This is a genomic window from Tistrella mobilis KA081020-065 (assembly GCF_000264455.2).
GTDB lineage: Bacteria > Pseudomonadota > Alphaproteobacteria > Tistrellales > Tistrellaceae > Tistrella > Tistrella mobilis.
Map to the genome: position 1 here is coordinate 209,179 of NC_017958.1, position 15,425 is coordinate 224,603.

17 protein-coding genes are annotated in these 15,425 nt (G+C 68.2%); 12 read left to right on the forward strand and 5 right to left on the reverse strand.

Going from position 1 to position 15,425, the window contains the following annotated elements:
* Window positions 1-6 precede the first annotated feature (6 nt).
* The 3 genes from TMO_RS24770 to TMO_RS24780 are packed head-to-tail and all read left to right on the forward strand — an operon-like array spanning window position 7 to window position 2,656.
* Window positions 7-774, forward strand: a complete 768-nt coding sequence (locus tag TMO_RS24770; protein ID WP_014747794.1) for an ABC transporter ATP-binding protein — start codon at window positions 7-9, stop codon at window positions 772-774.
* Window positions 767-1,588, forward strand: coding sequence for an ABC transporter permease (locus tag TMO_RS24775; protein WP_014747795.1), 822 nt, complete (start codon window positions 767-769; stop codon window positions 1,586-1,588). The genes TMO_RS24770 and TMO_RS24775 overlap by 8 nt, the downstream gene beginning before the upstream one ends.
* A 27-nt stretch (window positions 1,589-1,615) precedes the next feature.
* A complete protein-coding gene (locus tag TMO_RS24780; RefSeq protein WP_014747796.1) occupies window positions 1,616-2,656 on the forward strand; it encodes a zinc transporter ZntB in 1,041 nt (346 codons plus the stop codon).
* 226 nt (window positions 2,657-2,882) lie between these two features.
* On the opposite strand, the gene TMO_RS31410 is transcribed toward TMO_RS24780, so the two are convergent.
* Both TMO_RS31410 and TMO_RS24785 read right to left on the reverse strand, forming a co-directional pair.
* Window positions 2,883-3,488 (reverse strand): hypothetical protein, encoded by a 606-nt coding sequence (locus TMO_RS31410; protein WP_145978422.1) that lies wholly within the window; start codon window positions 3,486-3,488, stop codon window positions 2,883-2,885.
* Window positions 3,489-3,512: 24 nt separating this feature from the next.
* A complete protein-coding gene (locus TMO_RS24785; protein ID WP_041607586.1) occupies window positions 3,513-4,907 on the reverse strand; it encodes a PLP-dependent aminotransferase family protein in 1,395 nt (464 codons plus the stop codon).
* A 405-nt stretch (window positions 4,908-5,312) separates the two neighbouring features.
* Between TMO_RS24785 and TMO_RS24790 the strand changes: the two genes are divergently transcribed.
* From TMO_RS24790 to TMO_RS24825, 8 genes are read left to right on the forward strand one after another with little or no spacing between them, the layout of a single operon-like run.
* Window positions 5,313-5,795 carry an MSMEG_0572/Sll0783 family nitrogen starvation response protein gene (locus tag TMO_RS24790; RefSeq protein WP_014747798.1) on the forward strand — a complete coding sequence of 161 codons (483 nt, stop codon included), beginning with the start codon at window positions 5,313-5,315 and terminating at the stop codon, window positions 5,793-5,795.
* Window positions 5,796-5,851: 56 nt separating this feature from the next.
* Window positions 5,852-6,928 carry a Nit6803 family nitrilase gene (locus tag TMO_RS24795; protein WP_014747799.1) on the forward strand — a complete coding sequence of 359 codons (1,077 nt, stop codon included), beginning with the start codon at window positions 5,852-5,854 and terminating at the stop codon, window positions 6,926-6,928.
* On the forward strand, window positions 6,834-8,024 hold the full coding sequence (locus tag TMO_RS24800; RefSeq protein WP_051045618.1) for an MSMEG_0568 family radical SAM protein: 1,191 nt from the start codon (window positions 6,834-6,836) through the stop codon (window positions 8,022-8,024). Before TMO_RS24795 ends, TMO_RS24800 begins: the two co-directional genes overlap by 95 nt.
* On the forward strand, window positions 8,021-8,578 hold the full coding sequence (locus TMO_RS24805) for an MSMEG_0567/Sll0786 family nitrogen starvation N-acetyltransferase (RefSeq protein WP_014747801.1): 558 nt from the start codon (window positions 8,021-8,023) through the stop codon (window positions 8,576-8,578). Before TMO_RS24800 ends, TMO_RS24805 begins: the two co-directional genes overlap by 4 nt.
* Complete coding sequence (locus TMO_RS24810; protein ID WP_014747802.1) at window positions 8,575-9,594, forward strand: sll0787 family AIR synthase-like protein; 1,020 nt, start codon at window positions 8,575-8,577, stop codon at window positions 9,592-9,594. Before TMO_RS24805 ends, TMO_RS24810 begins: the two co-directional genes overlap by 4 nt.
* The gene (locus tag TMO_RS24815; RefSeq protein ID WP_014747803.1) at window positions 9,591-10,781 is read left to right on the forward strand and encodes an MSMEG_0565 family glycosyltransferase; all 1,191 of its coding nucleotides are present in this window, start codon (window positions 9,591-9,593) and stop codon (window positions 10,779-10,781) included. Before TMO_RS24810 ends, TMO_RS24815 begins: the two co-directional genes overlap by 4 nt.
* Entirely contained in the window at window positions 10,769-11,065 is a 297-nt protein-coding gene (locus TMO_RS24820; RefSeq protein WP_041607587.1) for an MSMEG_0570 family nitrogen starvation response protein, read from the forward strand. Before TMO_RS24815 ends, TMO_RS24820 begins: the two co-directional genes overlap by 13 nt.
* A 5-nt stretch (window positions 11,066-11,070) precedes the next feature.
* Window positions 11,071-12,351 carry an MSMEG_0569 family flavin-dependent oxidoreductase gene (locus tag TMO_RS24825; protein WP_014747805.1) on the forward strand — a complete coding sequence of 427 codons (1,281 nt, stop codon included), beginning with the start codon at window positions 11,071-11,073 and terminating at the stop codon, window positions 12,349-12,351.
* An 11-nt stretch (window positions 12,352-12,362) separates the two neighbouring features.
* Here the strand turns inward: TMO_RS24825 and TMO_RS24830 are convergent, their stop codons facing one another.
* From TMO_RS24830 to TMO_RS24840, 3 genes are all read right to left on the reverse strand, one after another.
* Window positions 12,363-12,680 (reverse strand): Atu4866 domain-containing protein, encoded by a 318-nt coding sequence (locus TMO_RS24830; protein WP_014747806.1) that lies wholly within the window; start codon window positions 12,678-12,680, stop codon window positions 12,363-12,365.
* 14 nt (window positions 12,681-12,694) lie between these two features.
* Entirely contained in the window at window positions 12,695-13,429 is a 735-nt protein-coding gene (locus TMO_RS24835) for an SDR family oxidoreductase (RefSeq protein WP_086015184.1), read from the reverse strand.
* Between the two features lie 125 nt (window positions 13,430-13,554).
* Complete coding sequence (locus TMO_RS24840) at window positions 13,555-14,469, reverse strand: LysR family transcriptional regulator (protein ID WP_014747808.1); 915 nt, start codon at window positions 14,467-14,469, stop codon at window positions 13,555-13,557.
* Window positions 14,470-14,564: 95 nt separating this feature from the next.
* Here TMO_RS24840 and TMO_RS24845 point away from each other — a divergent pair, with 95 nt between their 5' ends.
* Window positions 14,565-15,311: an enoyl-CoA hydratase-related protein gene (locus TMO_RS24845; protein ID WP_014747809.1), complete on the forward strand. Its 747-nt coding sequence runs from the start codon at window positions 14,565-14,567 to the stop codon at window positions 15,309-15,311.
* The last annotated feature ends 114 nt before the right edge of the window (window positions 15,312-15,425 follow it).

The following is a 15,425-nucleotide window of genomic DNA, read 5'->3' on the forward strand; positions in this document are numbered from 1 at the left end:
CCGACGATGCGCCTGATCCTGAAGGCCGTCTCTCATGCCTATGACGGCCTGCACGCCCTCGGCCCCGTCGATCTTACGGTCGGCGCGGGCCGCATCGTCGCCGTGGTCGGCCCGTCGGGCTGCGGCAAGTCCACCCTGCTCGGCATCGCCGGCGGGCTGATCCGGCCGACATCCGGCGAAGTGCTGTCGGCGGGGGCGGCGCCCGAAGGCTGCCTGAACCCGCTGACCTATGTCTTCCAGGATTTCGCCCTGCTGCCCTGGCGGACGGTGGCGAAGAACGTCGCCCTGCCGCTGGAAGGCCGTGGGCTCGGCGCGGCAGAGGTCCGCGCACGCGTGGCCGATGCCCTGGCGCGCACGGGGCTTGCCGACTTCGCCGGCGCCGTGCCGCGCCAGCTGTCGGGCGGCATGCGCCAGCGGGTCGGCATCGCCCGGGCGCTGGCGGTCTCACCCGCCGTGCTGCTGATGGACGAACCGCTCTCGGCACTGGATGCCCAGACCCGCGAGCTGTTGATCGAGGATCTTGTCGCCCTGCACGGCCGGGCGCCGTTCAGCGCGCTCTATGTCACCCACAACCTGATCGAGGCCGTGCGCCTCGCCCACGAGGTGGTGGTGCTCTCCCGCCGGCCGGGACGGATCCGCGAGGTGGTGCAGATCGACACGCCGCTCGATGAGCGTGCCGCGGACGGCGCCGGCATGGCCGCCCTGGCCGACCGGCTCTGGCGGTCGATCCGCGACGAGGCCGCCACCGCCGATCGTGAGGTGCAGCATGGCTGACCAGCCTCTTCGGACCACGCCCCAGGACGACACGCCGCGCCCGGTGCCCTATCGCGGCGGCGGTTTCGCGCCGCGCCGGATGCCGCTGGTCACCGGCCTGTTCTTCGCCCTGCTCTTCGGCCTCTGGGCACTGGGATCGGCCCGGGGCTGGATCGGACCGCTGACCCTGCCGCCGCCGGGCGATGTGCTGGCCGCCCTCGCCCGGCTGATCGAGACCGGCGATCTCTGGCGCCATCTTTCCGCCTCGCTGATGCGCCTCGGCCTGGGCTGGGCGCTGGGGGCCGCCTTGGGCGTGGCGGTCGGGCTGATGGTCGGGCTGTTCTCGCTGGCCCGCGCCACCGGCCTGCCGCTGGTGACGGCGCTGTTCCCCATCCCCAAGATCGCGCTGCTGCCGCTGTTCATCATCTGGTTCGGCATCGGCGAGCCGTCGAAGGTTGCGACCATCGCCTTCGGCGTGTTCTTCCCGACCGTGATCAACACCGCCGGCGGCGTGGCCGGCGTGCCGCGCAGCCTGATCTCCATGGGCCAGAGCTTCGGCCTGTCGTCCTGGCGGATCGCCACCCGCATCGTGCTGCCGGGCGCCCTGCCCGCCATCCTGACCGGTTTCAGGGTCTCGGCCTCGATCGGCATCATCCTGCTGGTGGCGGCCGAGATGATCGGCGCCGAATACGGGCTGGGCGCGCTGGTGCTGAATGCCGGCAATCTGATGCGGCTGGATCTGCTGATCGCGGGCGTGGTGGTGCTGTCGGCCCTGGGCCTGGTGGTCGCCTTCCTGCTCGGCCTGGTCGAGAAACGCCTGCTGCGCTGGCGCTGAGCCGGGTTTCATGCTGGGATCGGCGCCATGAGCACGACCGATAACGACGTTCCGACCCGCGGCCTGGTCCACGCCTTTGCCCTGGATGGCAGGGGCGGCGGCCGGCCGCTCTCCCCCGCCCAGACCGCGGCGGCGCTGCGCGACCGCAGCGCCGGCCAGACGGTCGATGCCCCCGATCTCTGGCTGCATGTCGACCGGATGGATCCAGGCGTGCAGGACTGGCTCGATCTCGCGGGCGTGCCGCCGCATGCGGCCGAAGCCCTGCTCGCCGAAGAGACCCGGCCCCGGGCCGATCGCTTCGCCGACGGGCTGGTGGTCAATCTGCGCGGGCTGAACGTCAACCCGGGCATGGAGGCGTCGGATCTGATTTCGGTCCGCGCCTGGACGGTGGCGGGGATGACCATCACCACCCGCCGCTACCCGCTGCGCTCAACCCGCGAAATGGCCGAGGCGCTGACCGCCGGCAGCGGCGGCCCGCGGGATTCGGGCGGAGTGATCGCCGATCTGGCCGACCGGCTGGTCGGCCGGCTCCGGCCCGAGGTCGACCGGCTGGAAGACCTGATCGACGATCTGGAAGACGAGGCGCTGGCCGGTGCCGCCGACGCCCGCCCGCGCGAGGGCATCCGCAAGGCGCGCGCCGCGCTTGCCGAACTCAGGCGCGAGACCATCGCCTTCCGCCGCTATATGGCGCCCCAGCGCGAGGCGCTGATGCGGCTGGCCGGGCTCGACCCGTCCCCCTTCGGCCATGTCGACCGGCTGGAACTGCGCGAGACCGCCGACCAGCTGACCCGGATGGTCGAGGATCTGGACGCCATCCGCGAACGCACCCTGCTCGCCCAGAGCGAATGGGAAGCGCGCATCGCCGAGCGCACCGACCGCACGGTCTATCTGCTGACCATCCTGTCGTCGGTGATGCTGCCTTTGGGCTTCATCACCGGGCTTCTGGGCGTCAACGTCGCCGGCATCCCCGGCGCCGACGACCCGGCCGCCTTCCTGCTGCTGTGCCTGGCGCTGGGCCTGCTGGTGGCGGTGCAGTTCGTCCTGTACCGGCGGCTGCGGTGGATCTGATACCCGGATCGCGCCACTTACATGGGGATTTTCCCAAGATCTTCGCAAACTTCCTCGGCCAGATCTCTCAAACGTCTCGCTGTACACTGCGGAAACGCATCGATCATAAGATTTAAACGTCGATGTAAATTACTGACGTTTTTACTCTTAAAAATCTCACATCTTGTCCGTTCGGGATACATTTGTCCGGCATCCCCTTCTTTCGAGTGATGTGGGCCATAGAGTCCTATTCCGTGGCAGAATAGGAATTTGTCAAACACACGCAGTCCAAGGAGGGGTTAAATTTATGATCTGATGCTTTTTTTGACAGAGCAGACGAATTTTCATCCCAGAATTTCGAAATATTCTCGTAACATTCTTTCATATTACTTTGATTTCTCCTTAAAACTGCAGAATTCACAAATTTGTCAAACATCGTCCAGTCTTCTGGACGCAAAAACCATGTTAATTTAGAGTATGCTGAATTTATCTTTCTGTTTTCAATTCTATTCTTATCAGAGAATTCGCATAGAAATTTAGCACGCTCAGTAAATTTTCTCTCCAAAATGCGTCGCATACAATTACTGTTTAATTTATCGACAAGTCTGCATCTAGCATCACCTTCAATTTTTATATTTCTACTAATAGAATATTCTTTTAATATATATTTTAATGTATCCGTGTCAATACAACCAATGTCGTTATCACTTCTATCGCCATTCTTAGAAAGAACACCCGTCAATCTCAAGATAACATAATCGGCAGTAATCCATCCCCTATAGGCGTCGATAACCGCCATTAAACTCATTTCTTTTAATACGCTTTTTTCGTCATCAATAGATACTCCAGACATCTCGCTCTCTCCGTCAAAAATCTTTTAGAGATAGGTCGACGCCACGGCCGGCTGTTCGCTCAGCGCATGGGCCATGTATTCCAGCGCGCGACGCAGATCGGCGCGGCTGGTCGGGCCACCCAGGCAGAGGCGGACCGCTTCGGGCGGGGTGACGCCGACCGCGAAGGCGTCGCTCGCCACCACACCGATGCCGGTGGAGCGCATCTGACCTATGAAGGCCGAACGGGTCCAGCCCGCGGGCAGCGGCACCCAGAGATTGAAGCTGGCCGGGTCGGTTCGGAAGCTGTCGGGCGCCAGAACCTCGGCGGCGAGCTGCTGGCGGGCGGCGGTCTCGGCACGGATGAAGCGCAGCAGGGCGTCGGCGGTGCCGTCCTCAATCCAGCGGGTGGCAAGGGCCACGGTCACCGGCGAGGCCATGACCGTGGCCGTGCGCACCGCAGCCGTGAAGGGCCAGCCGGCCCGGGCGCTGGGCGCCACCACATAGGCCGCCCGCAGCCCGGCGCCGATGCATTTTGCCAACCCCGCCACATGCCAGGTCAGATCCGGCGCCAGCGCCGCGAAGGGGGCCGGGCCCTGGGCGGGGATGAAGCCATAGGCATCGTCCTCGACGATCGGCACGCCGAACCGCCGGGCGATGGTGACGATCTCCTCGCGCCGGCGCTGCGGGATGGTCAGCGTGGTCGGGTTCTGCAGGGTCGGGTTCAGGTAGAGCGCCTTGGGCGCCAGACGCCGGCAGGCATCTGCCAGGGCATCGGGGTCGATGCCGTCGTCGTCCATCGGCAGGCCGGCCAGTTTCAGCCCCAGCTGGGCGGCGATCGACCGCACGCCCGGATAGGTGATCTCTTCGGCCAGCACCACATCGCCGGCCGAGGCCAGCACGCCCAGTATCCCCATCAGGGCCGCATGGGCGCCGGGGGTGACCATCAGCCGTTCCTGGGCCGGCACCAGACCGCGACGGCCGAGCCAGATGGAAGCGGCATCCTTGTCGGCAGGGGCGCCGCCGAAATCCTGATAGCGCAGCAGCGCCACCAGATCCCGGCCCACCGCTTCCAGCCCCGCCTGCATGCGGGCGATCAGCGCCGGATCGTCGGGTTCGGGCGGCAGGTTCATCGTCAGGTCGACGACGTCGGCGCGTCGGGGCTGGCCACGTGCCACGGTTTCGCGATCCGGGCGCGGCAGGGCCCGGACATAGGTGCCCTGTCCGACCCGCGATTCGACCAGCCCGCGGCGATGGGCTTCGGAATAGCCCCGGGCGACGGTGGTGAAATCGATGCCCAGCCGCTCCGCCAGCCGGCGCTGCGGCGGCAGCCGGTCGCCCACCGACAGCCGGCCGGACCGAAGATCCGCCTCGATCACGTCGGCGATCGCCAGATAGCGGGGTCTGTCACTGGCGGACAGGTCGGGCATCCACTCCGTCATGCGGTCACCGGGTCTCGTCTGAAGGCAATTGACGGTATCTTGTTGCACGCCCTGAGGCGGGGCGCAATCGCGGGCAGCGGCGGCTTTGTGCCGCAGATCCCGGCAGTGACCGGATTGACTGGATTTCCGCCCGGCCGACGTCCATCCGGATCCGACAGTTTTTATGCGGATAACTTGGGCAAACGCGCCCATGCACGAAATTTAAGCTCAATTCATAGGCAGAACGACCATTCCATAGGCGATTCCGACCCGGCGACCATGCTGATTGACTGTATATATGACTGCAAATTGACTGCATCTGATTACATCATGAACAGGCGGTCGCATGGCATGGGCGTTGCACTTCCCGAGACCCCGAGAGCCGCGGCAGAGGCGCCGCGGACCGGCACCATCGGAGAGACAACGATGCCCGTGGTCACCAAGCCCGCCCATCAGACCGGCGACTTCCTGGTCAATTACGAAGAGAAGGTGTTCGAGGACGTGAAGGCCCAGCCGGGAGAGAAGGCGCTGGTCACCTTCCACACCGTCGCCTTCGAAGGCTCGATCGGCCTTGTGAACCTGCTGCAGGCGACCCGGTTGCTGCGCAAGGGCTTCGAGACCACCGTGCTGCTCTATGGGCCCGGCGTGACGCTGGGCGTGCAGCGCGGCTTCCCCAAGCTCGGCGACGAGGCTTTCCCCGGCCATCTGGCGATGAACAACCAGATCGTCAAATTCATGGAGGAAGGCGGCAAGGTCTATGCCTGCCGTTTCGCGCTTCAGGCGCTTTACGGCCATGGCGAGCCGTCGCTGATCCCGGGGATCACGCCCATCAACCCGCTGGACGTGCTCGACCTGGTGCTGCTGCACCGCAAGGACAACGCCTTCATCCTCGACACCTGGACGCTCTGATCACTCGTCCCCCGCTCAAGAGCCCCCCACTCACGAGCCAGAGACGCGAGGACGCGATGACCGGATCCCGTGCCACACCCGCCACCATCCGCGCCGCTGCGGTCCAGATCGCTCCCGATCTGGACACGGCGGCCGCCACGCTGGAGCGCGTCCTCGCCGCCGCCGCCGAGGCGGCGGCAAGAGGCGCACAGCTGGTGGTCTTCCCCGAAACCTTCATTCCCTGGTACCCGTATTTTTCGTTCGTGCATCCACCAGTTGCAACCGGTGCCGAACATCTCCGGCTCTACGACCAGGCGGTGACCGTGCCCGGCCCGGTGACGGCCGCCCTCGCCGAAGCAGCGCGGCGCCATGCCATGGTGATGGTGGTGGGCGTCAACGAGCGCGACCACGGCTCGCTCTACAATACCCAGCTGGTCTTCGATGCCGACGGCACGCTGCTGCTCCGCCGCCGCAAGATCACCCCCACCTTCCACGAGCGGATGATCTGGGGCCAGGGCGACGGCGCCGGGCTGAAGGTGGTGGAAACGGCCGCCGGCCGGCTGGGGGCGCTGGCCTGCTGGGAGCACTACAACCCGCTCGCCCGCTATGCGCTGATGGCGGCGCATGAGGAGATCCACGCCGCCCAGTTCCCCGGCGCGCTGGTCGGGCCGATCTTCGCCGAGCAGATCGAGGTCACCATCCGCCACCACGCGCTGGAAAGCGGCTGTTTCGTGGTCAATGCCACCGGCTGGCTGACGCCGGAACAGAAGGCCCGCATCACCCCCGACCCCGCCCTGCATGGCGCATTGTCGGGCGGCTGCATGACCGCGATCGTCTCGCCCGAAGGCCGGCATCTGGTGCCGCCGCTGACCACGGGCGAAGGCATCCTGGTCGCCGATCTCGACATGGGCCTGATCCTGAAGCGCAAGCGGATGATGGATTCGGTGGGCCATTACGCCCGGCCGGAACTGCTGTCGCTGCGCCTCGACGACCGCCCGGCGGTGCCGATGCATCGGGCCGCCGCCCCGTCCGACACCCTCATCCCCGGGAGACGCCGCGATGTCAGAGATCCTGCAGGCGCCGATGCCGACCCGTCCGCCGACCGCGGAGACGCTGATCAACGAGCTGCAATCCTTCGGCGCCAGGCTGGCTGACGCAGCCGGACCCGCGGTCGACCGCAAGGGCGGCGCCGGCCCGTCGGATCATACCGCCCTTACCATCGGCGAGACGACGGTGATGGTGCCGATCCACACCGGCGCGGCCAAGGCCAGCCCCTATGTGCTGGAACGGCCCGATACGGCCGGCCGGTCCCGGGTGTTCCGCGACGGCCGGGCGCTCGGCGAGGTCTCGTTCCCGCGCCGGCCGCGTTTCTACGACAGGATGACCGAAGACGGCGTGCCCTATTGGAAGATCGCCACGCTTCACGGCCGCGACGTGCTGGCGACCACCGTGCTGCAATCCTGCGTGCGCTATGTCAGCCGGGCCAAGACCTGCCAGTTCTGTGCCATCGGCCAGTCGCTGGCCGCCGGCCGCACCGTGGAGCGCAAGACCCCGGCACAGCTGGCCGAGGTCGCCCGGGCAGCGGTGGAACTGGATGGCGTCCGCCACATGGTGATGACCACCGGCACCCCGCCCGGCAAGGATCGCGGCGCTGCCATCCTGGCGGAAAGCGTTGCGGCGGTGAAGGCGGCGGTGGATCTGCCGGTGCAGGTGCAGTGCGAGCCGCCCGACGACGATGCCTGGTTCCGCCGCCTGAAAGAGGCCGGCGCCGATGGCCTGGGCATGCATCTGGAGGCGGTGACCGAACCGGTGCGGGCGCGGATCATGCCCGGCAAGGCCCAGGTGCCGGTCAGCCGCTATCTTGAGGCATTCGCGGCGGCGGTGCCGGTCTTCGGCCGCGGCCAGGTTTCCACCTACATCCTGGCCGGGCTGGGCGACGGGGTGGACGACATTCTGGCGCTCTGCCGGCAGCTGGTCGCGATCGGCGTCTACCCCTTCGTGGTGCCCTTCGTGCCGATTTCGGGCACACCGCTCGCCGGTCATCCGGGGCCCGATGCCGCCTTCATGCATGCGGTGCTGGACCCGCTCGCCGCCATGCTGGCCGGGGCCGGGCTGGCGGCCGACGCGGTCAAGGCGGGCTGTGCCCGCTGTGGCGCCTGCTCGGCGCTTTCGACCTATGAGCGCCGCCGGGCAGGCCGCCCGGATGCCATCGAACGCGCCGCCCCCCTGCCGGCCGAGGTGCTGCCATGATGCCGGAACCGCTTCATCTCTTCCCGCCATCCTCCCCCTTTCTGCCCGCGAGCTTCCAGATCAAGCTGGCGGTGGAGCCCTGGGAACGCGCCGCGGCTGCCCGGCTGCGCCGGCAGGTGTTCTGCACCGAACAGCGCCTGTTTGCCGGCGATGACGGCGATGCGATCGACCGGGTGGCGCTGACGCTGGTCGCGGTGTCGCTGCTGGGCGTCGCCCCGGGCGATGTGGTCGGCACGGTGCGGATCCACGAGGCCGAACCGGGCCTGTGGTGGGGATCGCGGCTGGCGGTCGACCGCGCCCATCGCCGGATCGGCGCCCTGGGATCGGGCCTGATCCGGCTTGCAGTCTCCACCGCACGCGCCCGCGGCTGCAGCCGTTTTCTGGCCCATGTCCAGGCGGCGAACGCACCGCTCTTCCACCGGCTGCACTGGCGAAGCCTGGCCGAAATCGACCTTCACGGCCACCCCCATCACCACATGGAAGCCGATCTCGATTTCTATCCGCCGGCCCGGGCGCCCGAGACCGGGTTCATGACGCTGCGGAGGGCGGCATGACCGCGCTCGACGCCCTGGCGGCAGAGCTGGCGCGGGCGCCGGGGCTGGCGGCCAAGGCCGATATCGCGGCGGTGACCCGCCGTCTTGGCCTGACCGGGGCCGGCGGTGCCGCGGTGCCCGTGGGCGACGACTGTGCCGCCATTCCCGATGGCGACGGCCATCTGCTGTTCGCGATCGAAGGCTTCATGAACCGCTTCGTGGCCGCCGATCCCTGGTTCGCCGGCTGGTGCGGGGTGATGGTCAACCTGTCGGACATCGCCGCCATGGGCGGGCGGCCGATTGCGGTGGTCGATGCGCTCTGGTCGCCCGGCGACGGCACCGCGGCCGAAATTCTCGACGGGCTCCGGGCGGCGGCGCGCTGCTATGGCGTGCCGGTGGTCGGCGGCCACAGCAATCTGTCGACGCCACAACCGCAACTGGCCGTGGCCGTGCTGGGCCGGGCAGAACGCCTGCTGACCAGCGCCGATGCCCGGCCGGGGGACCGGCTTGTGATGGCGGTGGATCTGCGCGGCGCCTGGCGCCCGCCCTTCGACAACTGGCAGGCGGCGCTGGGGGCACCGGCCGACCGGCTGCGCGGCGATCTGGCCCTGCTGCCCGCGATCGCCGAAGCCGGGCTCGCCCGCGCCGCCAAGGATATCAGCCAGGCGGGTGTGGTGGGGACGGCGGCGATGCTGGCCGAATGCTCGGGCGTCGGGATCACGATCGACGTCACCGCCATCCCCGCACCGCCCGACACCGATCCCGCCCGCTGGCTGAAGGCGTTTCCCAGCTTCGGCTATCTGCTGGCGGTCGCCCCGGACCACGAGGCCGCTGTGATCCGCCGATTCACCGATCGCGACATCGCCGCCGCCACGATCGGCCATATCCATGCCGGCTCCGTGGTCTCGATCACCGACGGCCGATCGACCGCGGCGGTCTGCGACCCCGGCGCCTTCCCCCTGCTCGGCTGCGCGCCACACGGCATGCCTGCCGTCACCCGGCCTGTCCGCACCCTTATGGGGGAGGCCGTACCGTGATCTCCGCCGACCGGCCGCTGCGCATCGCGCTGCTCACCCATTCGACCAACCCGCGCGGCGGGGTGGTCCATGCGCTGGAACTGGCCGATGCCCTGGTCCGGCTGGGGCACGAGGCGGTGGTGCATGCGCCCGATCCCGACGGGCGCGGCTTCTTTCGCGACACGCTGGCCGGCACCCGGTCGGTTCCGGTGACGGCACCGGCGGGGCCTGGTCTGGCGGCGCTGGTCCAAAGCCGGATCGCCGGCTATCTGGCGTATTTCGAGGATCCGGCCGCCCGCGATTTCGACATCTTTCACGCCCAGGACGGCATCTCGGGCAATGCGCTGGTGACGCTCAGGGATCGCGGCCTGATCGGCCGGGCGATGCGGACCGTCCATCATGTCGACCGCTTCGGCGACGACCGGGTCGATGCGCTGGAAGCGCGCTCGATCCGCGGCGCCGACGAGCTGTTCGTGGTCTCCAGGGTCTGGGCGGACGAGCTGGCCCGGCGTTTCGGCCGGCAGGCGACGGTGGTCGGCAACGGCGTCGACATGACCCGCTTCTCCCCGGATGCCGACGGGCGTGAGGACGGGCTGCGGCAGCGCTTCGGTCTGGGCGCCGGCCCGGTTTTCCTCTCGGTCGGCGGCATCGAAGCACGCAAGAACAGCATCGCCATCCTGCAGGCCTTCGCTCAGGTCCGACGGCTGAAACCGCGGGCACGGCTGGTGATCGCGGGCGGCGCCTCGGTGCTGGATCACGACAGCTATCGCGCCCGGTTCGAGGCGGCACGCCATGCCTGTCGCCTGCCCGCAAATGCGGTGGTGGTGACCGGCCGGCTGGATCATGCCGAGATGCCGGCGCTCTACCGGATCGCCGACACGCTGGTCTTCCCCTCGCTCAACGAAGGCTTCGGCCTGGCGGTGATCGAGGCCATGGCCGCCGGCCTGCCGGTGGTGACCGCGACCATCCCGCCCTTCACCGAACATCTGGCCGCCGACGAGGCGGTCTGGTGCGACCCGCATTCGGTCGCCTCCATCGCCGACGCGATGCTGGTCTCGCTGGTCGAGCCGCTGCGCAGCCGGCTGATCGCCGGCGGCTATCGGGTCGCCGCCCGTCACGACTGGCGCCGCACCGCCATGGCCCATCTCGCCCAATGGCGCCTGCTGCACGAAACCGCCACCCCGAGGGGGATGCCATGCCCGAGATGACCTTCACCATCCGCTGGCCCGACGGCGCCGTGGAGCGCTGCTATTCGCCCTCGCTGGTGATCCGCGACCATTTCGCCGCCGGTGCCGACTATGCCCTTGCCGATTTCCGCGCCCGCGCCCGCACCGCCCTGATCGAGGCGAGCGACCGCGTGCAGGCCCGCTATGGCTTTCCCTGTTCGCGCGCGATGGGCCAGCTCGACCGGATCGAGGCCGGCTGCGCGCGCTTTGCCACCACCGCCGGCGCGCGGGTGCGCGTCGAGCGGTTCGACGATCCTGCGGAGTGACCCGGATGACGCATCTCTCTCCCGACCCCCACCTCTCGACGCCCCGCCATCTGGAGGTCGCCATCATCGGCGGCGGCCAGGCCGGGCTGACCCTGTCCTGGCATCTCAAGGCCCGGGGCATCGACCATCTGGTCTTCGAAAAGAAGACCGCCATGCATGCCTGGCGCGACCAGCGCTGGGACAGTTTCTGCCTGGTCACGCCCAATTGGCAATGCGACCTTCCCGGCCATCCTTACGACGGCGACGACCCCGACGGCTTCATGAAGAAGGACGAGATCCTGGACTGGCTCCGCCGCTTCCGCGACAAGCTGGACCCGCCGCTTCTGGAGAACACGGCCGTGCTGAAGGTGTCGCGGCGGGCCGGGGGCGGCTTCACCATCGCAAGCTCGGCCGGCAGCTTCACCGCCGACCAGGTGGTCGCCGCCTCGGGCGGCTATCATGTGCCGATCGTGCCGCGCTTCGCCGAACGCCTGCCCGCCGACATCCGCCAGATCCATTCGGCCGATTACCGCAGCCCCCAAAGTCTGCCCGAAGGCGCGGTGCTGGTGGTCGGCTCCGGCCAGTCCGGCGCCCAGATCGCCGAGGATCTGCATCTGGCCGGCCGCAAGGTCCATCTGGCGGTGGGCGATGCGCCGCGCTGCGCCCGGTTCTATCGCGGCCGCGATGTCGTCACCTGGCTTGCGGAGATGGGCTATTACGACATGCCGGTCGAACGCCATCCGCTGAAAGAGGGCGTGCGCGACAACACCAATCACTATGTCACCGGCCGCGACGGCGGCCGCGACATCGATCTCAGGCGCTTCGCGCTGGAAGGCATGGCGCTTTACGGCCTGCTCCAGGATCTGGAGGGCACCCGGCTGCGCTTCGCCCCCACGCTCCGCGAGGCGCTGGATGCGGCCGACCGGGTCTATAACGGCATCAATGCCTCGATCGATCGCCACATCGCCGAACACAGCATCGATGCGCCGCCGCCCTCGGTCTACGCGCCGGTCTGGGTGCCGGAGACCGAGCCCGAAAGCCTGGATCTGGAGGCGGCCGGGATCGGCACGATCATCTGGTGCATCGGCTTCCGGCCGGATTTCCACTGGCTCGACGCGCCGGTGTTCAACGGCGCCGGCCACCCGGTGCATCACCGTGGCGTCACCGCCGAACCGGGGGTGTATTTCCTGGGCCTGCCCTGGCTGCACAGCTGGGGATCGGGCCGGTTCTCAGGCATCGATCGCGACGCGCGCTATCTGGCAGACCGCATCACGGCCGGCACGGCGGAAGTGCGCCGCGCCGGGTGAGGCGCCGGCGGTCACGGCCGGCGGTAGAGGATCATGCCGGCATGGTAGAGCACGCCGTCGACGAAATCGCCATCGGCGGTGAAGCCGGTGTCGTCGACATAGTCGATATGATCGCCGGTGATCGTGTAGCGGCCCTGATAGGCCGCTTCACGGCTACCGCGCGCCTCGACATAGCGGCCGTCGGCGCGCAGTTCGTGGCGGATGCGGCCGTCTTCGGTCACCCACATGCCGATGTAAGGGTGTGGATCGGTTGCGGTCACGGATGTCGTCTCCCCTGCAAGGGCGGTGGAGGTCAGCAGCAGCAGGCCGGCGGCGATAAGGCGGCGCATCGGTCCTCTCCTGATCAATGCGGGCTGGCGGTCGGGCGGATGACGATCTCGCTGGTGTCGACGTCATCGGGCTGGGCAATGGCGAAGCGGATCGCGCGGGCGATCGCTTCGGGCGGGATCGCCACCGCCCGGAAGGTGGCCATCGCGTCGCGGGCGGTGGTATCGGTAATGGTCTCCGCCAGTTCCGAGGTCACCACGCCGGGCGAGATCACCGTCACCCGCAGCCGGTCGGTTTCCTGCCTGAGGCCGTCGGAAATCGCCCGCACCGCATATTTGGTCGCACAGTAGACCGCGGCGGTCGGGCTGACGGCATGGCCGCCGATCGACGAGACGTTGATCACCTGGCCGAAGCCCTGCGCCGTCATCACCGGCAGCACGGCGGCGATGCCGTGGAGCACGCCGCGGATGTTCACGTCGATCATCCGGTCCCATTCGTCGAGCTTGAGCGAGGCGAGCGGCGAAAGCGGCATCACGCCGGCATTGTTCACGATCACGTCGATCCGGCCGAATTCCTCGCGGGCGGCGACGGCGAAGCCGGCGATGTCGTCGCGGTCGGTGACGTCCAGCGTCCGGACGCGGATCGTACCGCCCGCTTCCGTCACGTCTTGGGCGAGGCGCTGCAAGCGGTCGAGCCGGCGGGCGCCGGCGACCACGATCGCGCCGGCTTCGGCCAGCAGCCGGGCGGTGGTCTCGCCGATGCCGCTGCTGGCGCCGGTGACCAGGACAACCTTGCCGGCGATGCCGTCGATGGGGGCGGTCGTCATATGCGTCATCTCCTGAGGCTGGCCCCGAAGGCCGTTGGTCCTGAAAGAGAGATGACATGGCAGGCGGCCGGATATAATCCGGCAGGAACGACCAGGACTTTTAAGCCCGACTAAATAATTGTGCCGGCGGCACGCAGCGCATCGATGAAGGCGCGCATCGCCGGTGGCATCCGGCGCTGCCGCGGATAGCACAGGAAGAAGCCGGGATAGGGCGCACACCAGGGCTCCAGCATCGTGACCAGCCGGCCATCGGCAAGATACGGCCCCGCCTCCTCGTCGGTCAGGAAGGCGATGCCGATGCCGGCAAGGCAGGCATCCAGCATCAGCCGCCGGTCGTCCAGGATCAGCGGCCCTTCGACCGAGACCGCGAACCAGCCATCGGCCCGGTGAAATTCCCAGTCATAGGGCAGGCTGCGCCCGCTCCACCGCCAGCGGATGCAGTCGAACCCGATCAGTGCCTCCGGGGTCTCGGGCCGGCCGTGACGGGCGACGAAATCCGGTGTGGCCACCGGCATCTGGCGATGATCACCACCGAGCCTGACCGCGATCATATCCTTCTCCACCACCTCGCCCGGGCGGATGGCGAGGTCGAAACCGCCGGCGACCGGATCGACCACAGCATCATCCACCGTCAGGTCGATCACCACATCGGGATGCGCGGCGTGGAAAGCAGCCAGCATCGGCAGGATCCGCCGTTCCGCCGCCACCTGTGCCGCATGTACCCGTACCGTTCCGGCGATGCGTCCGCCCGCGCGGGCGGCACCCGAGACGGCATCGCCGATCTCGGCTATGGCCGGGCGCAGGCGTTCCAGCAGGGCTGCCCCGGCAGGCGTGGTGGCGACGCTGCGGGTGGTGCGGTTCAGAAGCTGCACGCCCAGCCGGTCTTCCAACGCCCGGATGGTCTGGCTGAGAGCCGAAGGGGTGACGCCCAGCTTCTCGGCGGCACGGCTGAAGCCCGCCTGTTCTGCCACCGCGACGAAGGCGACGAGCTGGGCATATTCCGCCCCCTGAACGGTCGGTGTCATGACGCTGTACTCCGGACGGGATTGCCGGCACGCCGCAGATGCTCTCCAATGACCGGTCATGAACTGCGCGACAGACGCACCCGGAGGAACGCCCGATGACCGACACCATCCGCCTTACCCGCGACGGCCCGATCGCCACCATCACCCTCGACCGGCCGCCGGTCAATGCGCTGGGTGCAGCCGAGCTCGACCGGCTGATCGCGCTGGTGGTCGAGGTCGATGCCGATCAGGACATCCGGGCGGTGGTGCTGACCGGCGCCGGACGCTGCTTCTCGGCCGGGCTCGACCTCGGCCAGGAGCTGGATGCGATCGAGGCCGAGCGCCCCGGCCCGTCATCGCGGGGCGTGGCGCTCTATCAGGCGCTGACCGGCCGGCGCACGCCCTGGATCGCCGCCATCAATGGCCCGGCCCTGGGCGCGGGGCTCGGCATCGCGATCTGCGCGGATGTGATCCTGGCGTCGGAGACCGCCACCATCGGCCTGCCCGAAATCGATGTCGGCATGCTGGGTGGCGCCCGTCACGCCATGCGCCTGCTGGGCCATTCGACCGTCGCCCGGCTGCTGCTGACCGGCCGGCCGATGCCGGCGGCAGAGCTGGCGCGGCGCGGCGCGATCGAGCCGGTGCTGGCACCCGATGCTCTGCTGCCGGCAGCCCGGACCCTCGCCACCGAAATCGCCGCCAAGGACCCGGTGGCGGTCGCCCATGCCCTCGCCTGCCTGTCGGAGGTGGAGGATCTGCCGCTGGTCGAGGGCTATGCGGCCGAGATGCGACATGTGGCGGAACTGGCCCGTACCGAGGCCGCACAGGCGGCGATGCGGCGGTTCCTGAAGCGCGAGGCCTAGAGCAGGGTCAGACATTCACGCCTTTTTTCAAAGATCACACCGGTTCCTTCAAGACCGACGCCACCCCCACTGCCTATCGTTCTTGTCCAAGATACGATTCTTCAACAAAAACAT

Bases quoted from the DNA above. Each gene is read 5' to 3' on its own strand.
- TMO_RS24770 (WP_014747794.1), top strand. From the start codon at position 7: ATGCGCCTGATCCTGAAGGCCGTCTCTCATGCCTATGACGGCCTGCAC.
- TMO_RS24775 (WP_014747795.1), top strand. From the start codon at position 767: ATGGCTGACCAGCCTCTTCGGACCACGCCCCAGGACGACACGCCGCGC.
- TMO_RS24780 (WP_014747796.1), top strand. From the start codon at position 1,616: ATGAGCACGACCGATAACGACGTTCCGACCCGCGGCCTGGTCCACGCC.
- TMO_RS31410 (WP_145978422.1), bottom strand. From the start codon at position 3,488: ATGTCTGGAGTATCTATTGATGACGAAAAAAGCGTATTAAAAGAAATG.
- TMO_RS24785 (WP_041607586.1), bottom strand. From the start codon at position 4,907: ATGACGGAGTGGATGCCCGACCTGTCCGCCAGTGACAGACCCCGCTAT.
- TMO_RS24790 (WP_014747798.1), top strand. From the start codon at position 5,313: ATGCCCGTGGTCACCAAGCCCGCCCATCAGACCGGCGACTTCCTGGTC.
- TMO_RS24795 (WP_014747799.1), top strand. From the start codon at position 5,852: ATGACCGGATCCCGTGCCACACCCGCCACCATCCGCGCCGCTGCGGTC.
- TMO_RS24800 (WP_051045618.1), top strand. From the start codon at position 6,834: ATGTCAGAGATCCTGCAGGCGCCGATGCCGACCCGTCCGCCGACCGCG.
- TMO_RS24805 (WP_014747801.1), top strand. From the start codon at position 8,021: ATGATGCCGGAACCGCTTCATCTCTTCCCGCCATCCTCCCCCTTTCTG.
- TMO_RS24810 (WP_014747802.1), top strand. From the start codon at position 8,575: ATGACCGCGCTCGACGCCCTGGCGGCAGAGCTGGCGCGGGCGCCGGGG.
- TMO_RS24820 (WP_041607587.1), top strand. From the start codon at position 10,769: ATGCCCGAGATGACCTTCACCATCCGCTGGCCCGACGGCGCCGTGGAG.
- TMO_RS24825 (WP_014747805.1), top strand. From the start codon at position 11,071: ATGACGCATCTCTCTCCCGACCCCCACCTCTCGACGCCCCGCCATCTG.
- TMO_RS24830 (WP_014747806.1), bottom strand. From the start codon at position 12,680: ATGCGCCGCCTTATCGCCGCCGGCCTGCTGCTGCTGACCTCCACCGCC.
- TMO_RS24840 (WP_014747808.1), bottom strand. From the start codon at position 14,469: ATGACACCGACCGTTCAGGGGGCGGAATATGCCCAGCTCGTCGCCTTC.
- TMO_RS24845 (WP_014747809.1), top strand. From the start codon at position 14,565: ATGACCGACACCATCCGCCTTACCCGCGACGGCCCGATCGCCACCATC.